Source organism: uncultured Bacteroides sp., from assembly GCF_910578895.1.
Lineage (GTDB): Bacteria > Bacteroidota > Bacteroidia > Bacteroidales > Bacteroidaceae > Bacteroides.
Map to the genome: position 1 here is coordinate 20,592 of NZ_CAJTSC010000020.1, position 11,733 is coordinate 32,324.

The window sequence follows — 11,733 nt, forward strand, 5'->3', positions numbered from 1 at the left end:
AGTTATCACTTCGCATCGCTTCGTTTAGAGTTAAAGCCGACTTGGAGGCTGATAACTCCTTTTAACTCCTCTAACTCCTGTAAATGAAAAAGCCGTGGAAAACCTCACGAATAAAACATCGGAAGCATCCTCTTTATTCCAAAATCTTGCTAACTTTGCCCAATTCAAAAACAAGCAAGATTATATGGAAAAGAAGAAAAAAAGAATCTTTCTCGGAGTGCTGGCAGCTATTCTGCTCATAGGCATTACAGGCGCAGGAACTGTGTATTACTACTTGTTCGCTCCCCAATTTCATCCACAAAAAAAAGTTTACATCTACGTCGACCGTGACGATACGGCAGATTCCATCTATAACAAGATAAAGGCGCAAGGCAAGCCCAACAGCCTGAACGGTTTCAAATGGCTGGCGCAATGGCGCGATTATCCCCTTCATATCCATACCGGACGCTACGCGATACGTCCCGGCGAGAATGCCTATCACGTCTTCAGCCGCTTCTACCGAGGATACCAGGAGCCCATGAACCTGGCAATAGGAAGCGTGCGCACCTTGGACAAACTGGCACGCAGCGTAGGAAAGCAACTGATGATTGACTCCGCCGAAATAGCCGGAGCAATGAACGACCCGCAGTTCCAGCAACGGCTGGGATACGACAAAGAGACAATCGCCTGCCTTTTCATCCCCGAAACTTATCAGGTGTACTGGAATATGAGCGTGGACGATTTCTTCAAACGGATGCAGAAAGAACACCGGAAGTTCTGGAACCGGGAACGGCTCGATAAGGCCAAAGCCATCGGCATGACACCGGAAGAAGTGTGCACCCTTGCTTCCATCGTCGAGGAAGAGACCAACAACAATCAGGAAAAGCCCTTAGTGGCAGGTCTGTACATCAACCGTCTGCATACCGGCATGCCATTGCAAGCCGACCCTACCATAAAGTTTGCACTGCAAGACTTTGGACTGCGCCGGATAACCAATGCGCACCTTGCCGTAGATTCTCCTTACAACACTTACCGCAACTCCGGACTACCGCCCGGACCTATCCGCATCCCCTCTCCCATAGGAGTGGACGCAGTGCTGAACTACGCCAGGCACAACTATATCTATATGTGCGCCAAAGAAGACTTTTCCGGCACCCACAACTTTGCATCCAACTATGCCGACCACATGAAAAATGCAAGAAAATATTGGCAAGCATTAAACGAAAGAAAGATTTTCAACTAAAATGATAATAAAATAAAAGCAAAAGGCTATATTTGTGATTATTTATCAAAACCGTGACTAACACTTAAACAATAAAAAATGAGCAAGCAACTCTTACTTGGCGATGAAGCCATTGCACAAGCCGCATTAGACGCCGGGCTTTCCGGTGTATACGCTTATCCGGGCACTCCTTCGACGGAGATTACCGAATATATCCAGACCGCGCCGATTACCGCCGAAAAAGGCATCCACCACCGTTGGTGCTCCAACGAAAAGACTGCCATGGAAGCGGCGTTAGGAATGTCGTTCGCAGGCAAACGTTCATTGGTCTGCATGAAGCATGTAGGCATGAATGTGGCTGCCGACTGCTTTATCAACTCCGCCATTACCGGCGTTAAAGGCGGCACAATCGTCATTGCAGCCGACGACCCGAGCATGCACTCGTCTCAAAACGAACAAGACAGCCGTTTCTACGGCGACTTCGCACTAATCCCGATGTACGAACCGAGCAACCAGCAAGAGGCGTACGACATGGTGTATGACGGATTTGCCTTTTCGGAACAGACCGGAGAACCGCTACTGATGCGCATGGTTACCCGTCTGGCACACTCCCGCTCCGGCGTGGAACGCAAGGCGCAACGGCCGCAGAACGAAATTTCTTTCAGCGACGACCCGCGTCAGTTCATCCTGCTTCCCGGCAACGCCCGCAAGCGCTACAAACAGCTGCTGCAACGCCAGGATGAATTTATCAAGGCATCGGAAAATTCACCCTATAACAAGTATATTGATGGTCCTGACAAGAGACTCGGAATCGTGGCTTGCGGCATCGGATATAACTACCTCATGGAGAACTATCCCGAAGGCTGCGAATATCCGGTACTGAAAATCGGACAGTACCCGCTTCCCAAAAAACAACTGATGCAACTTGTGGAGACCTGCGACGAGATACTTGTACTGGAAGACGGACAGCCTTTTGTCGAAAAACAACTGAAAGGTTACCTGGGCATCGGCGTAAAGGTTAAAGGACGCCTGGACGGCACGCTGTCGCAAGACGGCGAACTGAACCCGGACAGTGTGGCACGTGCCGTGGACAAAGAGAACAAAGCCGAATTTGCAGTTCCGTCACTGGTAGAAATGCGCCCGCCCGCCTTGTGTGAGGGTTGCGGACACCGTGACATGTACACCGTGCTGACCGAAGTTCTGCGCGAAGAGTATCCCACCCATAAAGTATTCAGCGACATCGGCTGCTACACATTGGGAGCCAATGCCCCTTTCAACGCTATCAACTCCTGCGTAGACATGGGAGCATCCATTACAATGGCAAAGGGCGCTTCGGATGCCGGAGTATACCCCGCAGTTGCCGTTATCGGCGACTCCACCTTCACCCACTCCGGCATGACAGGACTGCTGGACTGCGTGAATGAGAACGCCAACGTGACCATCGTCATTTCCGACAACGAAACCACTGCCATGACCGGCGGGCAAGACTCTGCCGGAACAGGACGCATCGAAGCCATCTGCGCAGGCATCGGCGTGGCACCGAAACATATCCGCGTCGTTGTTCCATTGAAAAAGAATTACGAAGAGATGAAACAGGTAATCCGTGAGGAAATCGAACATCACGGCGTATCCGTCATCATCCCGCGCAGAGAATGTATCCAAACCTTAGCACGTAAGAAACGAAACAAGTAGAACCATGAAAAAAGACATTATACTCTCCGGCGTAGGCGGACAAGGCATCCTCTCTATCGCCACCGTTATCGGGCAGGCAGCCCTGAAAGGCGGATTATACATGAAACAAGCCGAAGTACACGGAATGAGCCAGCGGGGTGGCGACGTGCAGTCGAACCTCCGTATCAGCGACCGTCCCATCGCATCCGACCTTATCCCCACAGGCAAATGCGACCTTATCATATCCCTGGAACCGATGGAAGCGCTACGCTACCTCCCCTACCTCAGTCCTGAAGGCTGGTTAGTGACCAACGAGGCTCCTTTCATCAATATCCCACACTATCCTGCCGAAGAAGCGCTCAAGGCGGAACTTGACAAGCTTCCCCACAAGATTGTGCTGAACGTAAACGAAGTGGCAAAAGAAACGGGTTCTCCCCGAGTTGCCAACATCGTGCTGTTAGGAGCCACCATTCCGTTCCTCGGCATTGACTACGAGAAAGTACAGGACAGCATACGCGATATCTTCCGGCGAAAAGGCGAAGACATCGTAGAGCTGAACCTCAAAGCGCTGGCTGCGGGCAAGGCAATTGCAGAAAAACTGATGTAAATCGAAAATCCAATAACCATGAATGACAAATACTGGGAAGAAGAGATAGAGACCATGCCGCGCGAGAAGTTGCGTGAACTGCAACTTCAGCGGCTTAAAAAGACAATCGGCATTGCGGCAAACTCTCCCTATTACAAGCAGGTTTTTCAGGAACACGGCATTACGGCAGACAGCATCCGATCGGTAGAAGACATCCGGAAAATCCCGTTCACCACCAAAGCGGACATGCGTGCCAACTATCCTTTCGGACTTGTAGCAGGCGATATGCGCGAGGACGGTGTACGCATCCACTCATCCAGCGGAACCACGGGGACGCCTACCGTCATCGTCCATTCCCAACACGACCTGAACTCCTGGGCTAACCTTGTGGCACGTTGCCTGTACACGGTAGGCATACGCAAGACCGATGTTTTTCAAAACAGTTCCGGCTACGGCATGTTCACCGGCGGATTAGGATTCCAATATGGGGCCGAACGCCTGGGTGCGCTGACCGTACCCGCAGCAGCCGGCAACAGCAAGCGGCAAATCAAGTTCATCACAGACTTCAAGACCACCGCCCTGCACGCCATCCCCAGCTATGCCATACGCCTGGCGGAAGTATTTCAGGAAGAAGGTATAGACCCCGCTTCGACCACCCTGAAAACGCTTGTCATCGGCGCCGAACCGCATACGGACGAACAGCGCAAAAAGATTGAGCGGATGCTGGGCGTCAAGGCTTACAACAGTTTCGGAATGACCGAAATGAACGGTCCCGGCGTTGCCTTTGAGTGTACCGAACAAAACGGCATGCACTTTTGGGAGGATTGCTACTTGGTTGAAATCATCAATCCGGAAACCGGAGAGCCTGTTCCCGACGGTGAAATCGGAGAACTGGTTCTGACCACCCTCGACCGCGAAATGATGCCGCTGATACGCTACCGCACACGCGACCTCACACGCATACTTCCCGGCCAGTGTCCTTGCGGGCGTACCCATCTGCGTATAGACCGCATCAAGGGCCGTAGCGACGATATGTTCATCATCAAGGGTGTCAACATCTTTCCCATGCAAGTGGAAAAGGTACTGGTACAGTTCCCCGAACTGGGCAGCAACTACCTCATCACGTTGGAAACCATCAACAATCAGGATGAGATGATTGTAGAAGTAGAACTCAGCGATTTGTCTACGGACAACTATATCGAACTGGAGAAAATACGTAAAACAATCTCCCGCCAACTGAAAGATGAAATACTCGTCACTCCCAAGGTGAAGCTCGTAAAGAAAGGTTCCCTGCCACAAAGCGAAGGGAAAGCGGTCCGAGTAAAAGACCTGAGAAACAACAAATAACATATTGCCGGGATGCCTGCACGGCTCAACATCCTGCGAACCGTAGCATACCGGCAATATATTTCTCCCTGACTGTCCTGTCCTATTCCGGAAAACCTTCAGAACAACAGGAAAAGAAGTTGTAAAGCGTAAAAAAGAAACTGCAGAACGGTCCAAATGTCCAACCTGCCGCAAAAAAGAAAGAGGAACGGCAATCAAAAAGATTACCATTCCCCTCTTATAAGAAGCCGCATCGATGATGTGATGAAACTCCGTATGACATGATTTGAGTGCTCGTCCTCTTTGTAATCCACCGACTCAAGAGTTACCCCGAAAGGCGTGGCCCGCCATTGAGAACTGAAGCTTGTCTCGGTATTTCATAAAAAATTGATGAGTTTCCCGATCCAATCAATGCGGCTATTTTTTCTACTTCAAAGGTAGCGAGTTTCTATGAAAGAAACAAGAAAAACAGGGAAATTGTTTGTCCTGAACCCATATTTTCACACTTCCCCGCCATTGACGAGAACATCCCGACAGCCGCCACAGACACATAAACAGACATAGAATGAAGTTAAATTCATTGATTATCAATGATGATAATCCGCAAAATCCACATCCTGCTGTTTTCATCCGTGCAAACCTCAACTTCAGCCGCGTAATGTTCTACATTAAATCTGCAATGTCCCACATTAGCCGCGTAACGTTCTACATCAAAAAAAGCGTGCCGAAACAGTTTCCTGTTTCGGCACGCCCCTTCATGTTTATTCTTTTACTCAGCTTATGCAGCTTTTGCTTTAGCAACAATAGCCTTGAAAGCTTCCGGATGATTCATCGCTAAATCAGCCAAAACTTTACGGTTAATCTCGATACCGGCTTTGTGCAGAGCACCCATCAGTTTAGAATAAGACATACCCTCCAAACGTGCGGCAGCGTTGATACGTTGAATCCACAAAGCACGGAAGTTTCTTTTCTTATTCTTACGGTCACGGAACGCATAAGTCAAACCTTTTTCCCAAGTATTCTTGGCAACGGTCCAAACGTTCTTTCTTGCACCAAAGTAACCTCTGGTCAATTTCAAAATTTTCTTTCTTCTTGCTTTAGAAGCAACATGATTTACTGATCTTGGCATAGTTTTACTTGTTTTTGAATGTTAGCGCCAATGCTTCACGCAGCGGACTTAAAGCTAATGCATTCGGTTAATAACTTTAATAATACTTCGTACGCTTTTGATTACTTCATAGCTAAGAGTTCCTTAACCTGGCTCATGTTCGTTATATCAACGGTTGTAGAGTGACACAGATTTCTCTTTTGCTTCTTCGTTTTCTTAGTCAGAATGTGACTGTGAAAAGCGTGCTTTCTTTTGATTTTACCTGTTCCGGTAAGAGTAAATCTCTTTTTAGAACCGGAGTTAGTCTTCATCTTTGGCATCTTACTTGTTTTTAAATTATTTAAATTATATGGCAACGCACTATACCTGCGGCGTTACTCATTTCTTTAGTCTTCGCTTTCTTCGGCCGGAGCCGTTTTCGGAGCTTCTGCCGATTTCGGTGCAGCAGGCTTCTTCAGCGCTGCGCTTTTCTTCGGGGAAAGTTGAATAATCATTCTCTTTCCTTCCAAAACCGGCATCTGGTCTACCTTCGCATAGTCTTCCAAATCATTGGCAAAACGCAACAGCAATACCTCACCTTGTTCTTTGAATAAGATGGAACGACCTTTAAAGAACACGTATGCCTTCACCTTGTCGCCATCTTCCAAAAAGCCTTTGGCATGCTTCAGTTTGAAGTTATAGTCATGGTCGTCCGTTTGAGGACCAAAACGTATTTCCTTCACGTTTACCTTTACCTGCTTTGCCTTTTGTTCTTTCTGACGCTTCTTTAACTGATAAAGAAATTTAGAGTAATCAATAATACGACAAACAGGGGGTTGTGCATTCGGAGAAATCTCCACGAGATCTGCTTCCATTTCCTCGGCCATCTTCAATGCCTGAGCTATCGGATATACTTTAGGTTCCACTTCATCGCCCACAATGCGGACTTCTTTGGCACGGATCTGCTCATTAATCCGATGTTGCCCTTTTAAGCTGTCATTTTTCATTAAATAACGTTTACTTCCAGTTTGTTTCTTGTTTATTACTACCAAATTATTTTTTGTTACGTAAAAGCAGTCTTTAGAACATCGTATGTATGCTATGCTTTTACAATTGGGCGCAAATTTACCACTTATTTATCATATTTTGAACTTCTTCGTTCACTTTTTTCGCAAAATCTTCAAATTTCATGGTTCCTTGATCGCCTTCACCTTGTTTACGGACAGAAACTTCCCTATTTTCTGCCTCTTTTTCGCCGACAATCAGCATATACGGGATACGTTTCATTTCGTTGTCGCGAATCTTACGTCCGATTTTTTCGTTACGTTCGTCCACAATGGCACGGACATCGTATCTCTTCAAGTAGTCTTTCACCTCATTGGCATAGTCGTTGAACTTCTCGCTGATGGGCAGGATAGCCACTTGGTCCGGAGTGAGCCACAACGGGAACTTACCGGCGGTATGTTCGATAAGCACGGCTACAAAACGCTCCATGGAACCGAACGGCGCACGGTGAACCATTACCGGACGATGCTTCTGGTTGTCGGCACCCGTATATTCCAATTGGAAACGTTCGGGCAGGTTATAATCCACCTGAATAGTACCCAACTGCCAACGACGGCCGATAGCGTCTTTCACCATAAAGTCCAGCTTAGGACCGTAGAATGCGGCTTCGCCATATTCCACTCTGGCTTTCAGACCCTTTTCTTCGCAAGCTTCTATAATCGCCTGTTCCGCTTTCTCCCAATTTTCATCGCTGCCGATATACTTTTCGCGGTTCACCTTGTCACGCAAGGAAATCTGTGCCTCGAAGTTCTCGAAGTGCATGGATTGGAACACGATTGAAATAATATCCATTACGCGCAGGAATTCATCCTTCACCTGGTCGGGACGGCAGAAGATGTGCGCATCGTCTTGCGTAAAGCTGCGCACACGGGTCAAGCCGTGAAGCTCGCCGCTCTGTTCGTAACGGCAAACCGTTCCGAATTCGGCCAAACGCAAAGGCAGGTCTTTATAAGAACGGGGAGAGTTCTTGTAAATCATACAGTGATGCGGACAGTTCATCGGTTTGAGGAAGTATTCCTCTCCTTCTTCCGGTGTATGGATAGGCTGGAACGAGTCTTTACCATATTTGGCATAGTGTCCGGAAGTGATGTACAGCAATTTGTTGCCGATAGGCGGACACATTACCTCCTGGTAATCATAGCGTGCCTGAATGCGGCGCAGGAATTCTTGCAGGCGGATACGCAATGCGGCACCTTTCGGCAACCACATCGGAAGCCCCTTGCCTACCGTATCGGAGAACATGAACAAGTCCATTTCCTTACCGATTTTGCGATGATCGCGCTTCTTGGCCTCTTCCAGCAACACGAGATATTCATCCAGCATTTTCTTCTTCGGGAAGGAGATACCGTAGATACGTGTCATCATCTTACGGTCTTCCTGTCCGCGCCAGTAAGCGCCGGCAACGGAAGTCAGCTTGATAGCCTTGATAGGAGCTGTGTTCATCAAGTGAGGACCACGGCACAAATCGGTAAATGCACCTTGCGTATATGTAGTGATACGGCCGTCTTCCAATTCGGAAATCAACTCGCATTTGTAAGTTTCTCCACGGTCACCGAACATCTTCAAGGCATCCGCTTTTGCAATGTCTTGTCGGACAACCGCCTCTTTCTTAGCCACCAGTTCCGCCATTTTCTTTTCGATAACAGGCAGGTCGGCTTCCTTAATGGGAGTTTCTCCCGGGTCTACATCGTAATAGAAACCGTTCTCGATAGCCGGACCGATACCGAACTGGATACCCGGATACAATTCTTGCAGGGCTTCCGCCAACAAGTGGGCGCTGGTATGCCAGAAGGCATGCTTACCTTGTTCGTCTTCCCATTTATAGAGAACCACCTCAGCGTCTTCATTGATAGGACGCCCCAAATCATAAATTTCTCCGTTCACGCCACAAGCCAGTACATCTTGTGCCAAACGTGAACTAATGCTTTCTGCTATCTGCAGCCCTGTTACTCCCTCGTTGTATTCGCGAACGGAGCCGTCTGGAAATGTAATCTTTATCATAATGCTATGTATAGTTCAATTTTGAGAACGCAAAAATAGTTAATTCTTTATTGATATTCTACTTTTTAGCAAAAATGTTATTACCGTGTATTCGTAAATCGCTTAATTATATTGTATGCAGAAACGATACCCAACTCGCCCGCCTTGCTCAAATCCGAAATTCCCTGCCTGTTATTGCCCAGGAAGATGTGCGTCAGCCCACGGTTGAAGTAGGCTTCGGCAAAATCGGGATTCAGCCCTATCGCCTTATCGTAGTCCGCCAATGCCGCCCGGTAGTCTTTCAGCGTAGACAATACATTGCCGCGATTGTAATAGCCGTACACAAAGTCGGGAGCCAGTCGGATGACATGGTCCAAATCATTCTTCACAATGTCGTAATCCAAAGCCGTCACTTCCGCCGGCCTTGCTTCCTGCGTGCCGCCGGAAGTCGTTCCCCCGCCCATGCCGGCTTCCGCTTTCTCATACTCCAACTGCTTGCAGCGCACCAAAGCACGCATGAAATATGCCGGAAAGAAGGTGTCATCCAGCAGGATACTCTGCGTGAAGTCGTCTATGGAACTTGCGAAATCCTGTACCAGGTAGAAATCCAATCCGCGCACAAACCGTTTCTTGGCATTCTTGCCGTCTGCCACGATGTCCGATGTATGGGCATCGACCAACGCGAAGTGGAAACGCACCTGTTCTTCCGTCAACGGAGACTCCATATTGGTGATGCACAACGGTTTCGGGAACACCTTCGCGTGGTTAAGTTCATCGATGTATTTATGGTAATGCACCATCCGTTTCACATCGCTCAACTTCTCATAATAGGTCAGCGCATACATAGGTTCGAGTTTGATAACTACGTTCCGATCCTGTACACGCCCGCGATAGTCACTCTTGTAGTGCTGACCGGTTTCCGAATCATCCGCAATCACAATCTTGCGATAATTCTCCATGTTCTTATCGGACTTCTTACGGGTCTTGCCGTTGTCCTGTCCGGAACCGTCGTCCGCGTTGTCCGCCACATCCTGTCCGGAATTGCTTCCGGCAGCCACGCCATTGCGCTTGTCGAGCTGCATCTTCATGAGTTTGAACTCGTCCTGTTCGGCTCCTTTACGGTCGCCCAGCTTCTTACGGGCTTCGGCGCGGTGATAGTAGCCCGTCATGAAATTGGGATACTCGGCTATCACCTTGGAATAATCGCTGATAGCCCCCCGGTAATCGCCTGTCTGCGCACGCAGCAAGGCACGGTTGAAGATAGCCATCATGTTGTCCGGCTCTATCTTCAACACAAAGTCGAAGTCTTCTATCGCACGGTTATCATCACCTACCTGCGCACGCAGCAAACCACGGTTATAGTGTCCGAGGAAATTGTTGGGGTCAATATCCAACGCCAAGTCATAGTCGCTCATCGCACCCCTGAGATTGTTTTGATGGAAACGCGCCAAAGCACGGTTGATATAGTTGCCCGCATTGCGCGCACTCAGGTGTATCGCCTGGTCCAGGTCGTTTTCTGCCTCCTTGTAACGGGACTGCTGGAGACGGACAATGGCACGTGCCGCCCAACCGTCCGGGTCGTAACGGTCCATGCCGATTGCCTTATCGAAATCCTTCAAGGCTTGTATCGTATCGTTCTGCTTAAGGCTGACCTCACCGCGCATCAGGTATGCCCGCGTATAGCGGGGAGCTATGGTGAGCAACTTGCCCAAGTCCTCTTCGGCGGCATTGAAATCCTCTTTCTGCATGTGGCAAAGGGAGAGATTATGCCAGATTACCACGTTCTCAGGATCATACTTCAAGGCAGTCCTGTAATCCTCTATCGCGTCATCGAACTTATCCTGGCGGATGCGTGCCAGACCTCTTACCTGATATGCGCCTACGACAAAGGGATTGCGTTGGATTGCCAAATCGCAGTCCGCTTCCGCCCCCTGAAAATCATCCAGATTAATCTTTGCCAGCGCACGGAAGAAATAAGGCTCGTACAAATAGGGCTTCGCATTGATTACCTGATTGAAATATTGGATAGAAAGCACGTAGTCTTCGAAATACAATGCGTTCCGGGCAATTGTCATCACCCGTTCCGTATTGATTTGCGCGTATAACAACGTGGGCAATAACAGCATTGCCAGCCATATTTTTTTTACCATATTCTCTTCTTATAAATGCTTGTAAACAAAACAAAAGTAACGTTTATTCATTTACATATCAGGATATGCCGAAGACTTTTTATATTTTTTGAGCCTTTTATACCTTATTATATGGTTTGCTTACTTGACGGTTTTCACCTTATAGGAACAGCGCGCCTTCCCTTTCAGCATAGCATTCAGTTTTCCCTTTATCATCTGCTTGCGCAGGGGCGACAGGTGGTCGATGAACATCTTACCTTCCAGATGGTCGAACTCGTGCTGCATGACGCGTGCCAGATAACCTTCCACCACCTCGTCGTGTTCCACCAAGTCTTCATCCAAATATTTCACATGTATCTTGTTGCCTCTCTTTACTGCCTCATGAATGCCCGGCAGGCTCAGGCAGCCTTCTTCCATAGACACCTCTTCGCCCGACACTTCCAGAATATGCGCATTGATGTATACTTTGCGAAAATCTTTATATTCGGGATAATCTTCCGACAACACATCCAAATCTACCACAACGACACGAATCGGCAAACCGATCTGCGGCGCTGCAAGTCCCACGCCATCGGCATGATCCATTGTCTCGAACATATTCTGAACCAGTTCTTTCAGATTCGGATAATCGGGAGTGATATCCTCCGCCACTTTTCTCAACACGGGCTGGCCGTATACATAAATAGGT

At 48.4% G+C, this 11,733-nt stretch carries 10 protein-coding genes; 4 read left to right on the forward strand and 6 right to left on the reverse strand.

Annotated elements, in window-relative coordinates:
* Nucleotides 1–184 precede the first annotated feature (184 nt).
* The 4 genes from mltG to QZ327_RS07020 all read left to right on the forward strand — a co-directional run bounded on the left by mltG (nucleotide 185) and on the right by QZ327_RS07020 (nucleotide 4,805).
* Nucleotides 185–1,222: an endolytic transglycosylase MltG gene (gene mltG / locus QZ327_RS07005; RefSeq protein WP_294618267.1), complete on the forward strand. Its 1,038-nt coding sequence runs from the start codon at nucleotides 185–187 to the stop codon at nucleotides 1,220–1,222.
* A 78-nt stretch (nucleotides 1,223–1,300) separates the two neighbouring features.
* Nucleotides 1,301–2,893: a thiamine pyrophosphate-dependent enzyme gene (locus QZ327_RS07010; RefSeq protein WP_294618268.1), complete on the forward strand. Its 1,593-nt coding sequence runs from the start codon at nucleotides 1,301–1,303 to the stop codon at nucleotides 2,891–2,893.
* Nucleotides 2,894–2,897: 4 nt separating this feature from the next.
* On the forward strand, nucleotides 2,898–3,479 hold the full coding sequence (locus QZ327_RS07015; RefSeq protein ID WP_294618269.1) for an indolepyruvate oxidoreductase subunit beta: 582 nt from the start codon (nucleotides 2,898–2,900) through the stop codon (nucleotides 3,477–3,479).
* A gap of 18 nt (nucleotides 3,480–3,497) precedes the next feature.
* Nucleotides 3,498–4,805, forward strand: coding sequence for a phenylacetate--CoA ligase family protein (locus tag QZ327_RS07020; protein WP_294618270.1), 1,308 nt, complete (start codon nucleotides 3,498–3,500; stop codon nucleotides 4,803–4,805).
* 757 nt (nucleotides 4,806–5,562) lie between these two features.
* Here QZ327_RS07020 and rplT read toward each other — a convergent pair.
* The 6 genes from rplT to def all read right to left on the reverse strand — a co-directional run bounded on the left by rplT (nucleotide 5,563) and on the right by def (nucleotide 11,729).
* A complete protein-coding gene (rplT, locus tag QZ327_RS07025; RefSeq protein WP_004289896.1) occupies nucleotides 5,563–5,913 on the reverse strand; it encodes a 50S ribosomal protein L20 in 351 nt (116 codons plus the stop codon).
* Between the two features lie 101 nt (nucleotides 5,914–6,014).
* On the reverse strand, nucleotides 6,015–6,212 hold the full coding sequence (rpmI, locus tag QZ327_RS07030; protein ID WP_294618272.1) for a 50S ribosomal protein L35: 198 nt from the start codon (nucleotides 6,210–6,212) through the stop codon (nucleotides 6,015–6,017).
* Nucleotides 6,213–6,278: 66 nt separating this feature from the next.
* Nucleotides 6,279–6,878 (reverse strand): translation initiation factor IF-3, encoded by a 600-nt coding sequence (gene infC, locus QZ327_RS07035; protein WP_294618273.1) that lies wholly within the window; start codon nucleotides 6,876–6,878, stop codon nucleotides 6,279–6,281.
* 118 nt (nucleotides 6,879–6,996) lie between these two features.
* On the reverse strand, nucleotides 6,997–8,937 hold the full coding sequence (thrS, locus tag QZ327_RS07040) for a threonine--tRNA ligase (RefSeq protein ID WP_294618275.1): 1,941 nt from the start codon (nucleotides 8,935–8,937) through the stop codon (nucleotides 6,997–6,999).
* An 80-nt stretch (nucleotides 8,938–9,017) separates the two neighbouring features.
* Nucleotides 9,018–11,066, reverse strand: coding sequence for a tetratricopeptide repeat protein (locus QZ327_RS07045; RefSeq protein ID WP_294618276.1), 2,049 nt, complete (start codon nucleotides 11,064–11,066; stop codon nucleotides 9,018–9,020).
* Between the two features lie 120 nt (nucleotides 11,067–11,186).
* Nucleotides 11,187–11,729, reverse strand: a complete 543-nt coding sequence (gene def, locus QZ327_RS07050) for a peptide deformylase (protein ID WP_294618326.1) — start codon at nucleotides 11,727–11,729, stop codon at nucleotides 11,187–11,189.
* Nucleotides 11,730–11,733 lie beyond the last annotated feature (4 nt).

Excerpts from the sequence above, each read along its gene's own strand:
- mltG (WP_294618267.1), top strand. The coding sequence starts at position 185 with ATGGAAAAGAAGAAAAAAAGAATCTTTCTCGGAGTGCTGGCAGCTATT.
- QZ327_RS07010 (WP_294618268.1), top strand. The coding sequence starts at position 1,301 with ATGAGCAAGCAACTCTTACTTGGCGATGAAGCCATTGCACAAGCCGCA.
- QZ327_RS07015 (WP_294618269.1), top strand. The coding sequence starts at position 2,898 with ATGAAAAAAGACATTATACTCTCCGGCGTAGGCGGACAAGGCATCCTC.
- QZ327_RS07020 (WP_294618270.1), top strand. The coding sequence starts at position 3,498 with ATGAATGACAAATACTGGGAAGAAGAGATAGAGACCATGCCGCGCGAG.
- rplT (WP_004289896.1), bottom strand. The coding sequence starts at position 5,913 with ATGCCAAGATCAGTAAATCATGTTGCTTCTAAAGCAAGAAGAAAGAAA.
- rpmI (WP_294618272.1), bottom strand. The coding sequence starts at position 6,212 with ATGCCAAAGATGAAGACTAACTCCGGTTCTAAAAAGAGATTTACTCTT.
- infC (WP_294618273.1), bottom strand. The coding sequence starts at position 6,878 with ATGAAAAATGACAGCTTAAAAGGGCAACATCGGATTAATGAGCAGATC.
- thrS (WP_294618275.1), bottom strand. The coding sequence starts at position 8,937 with ATGATAAAGATTACATTTCCAGACGGCTCCGTTCGCGAATACAACGAG.
- QZ327_RS07045 (WP_294618276.1), bottom strand. The coding sequence starts at position 11,066 with ATGGTAAAAAAAATATGGCTGGCAATGCTGTTATTGCCCACGTTGTTA.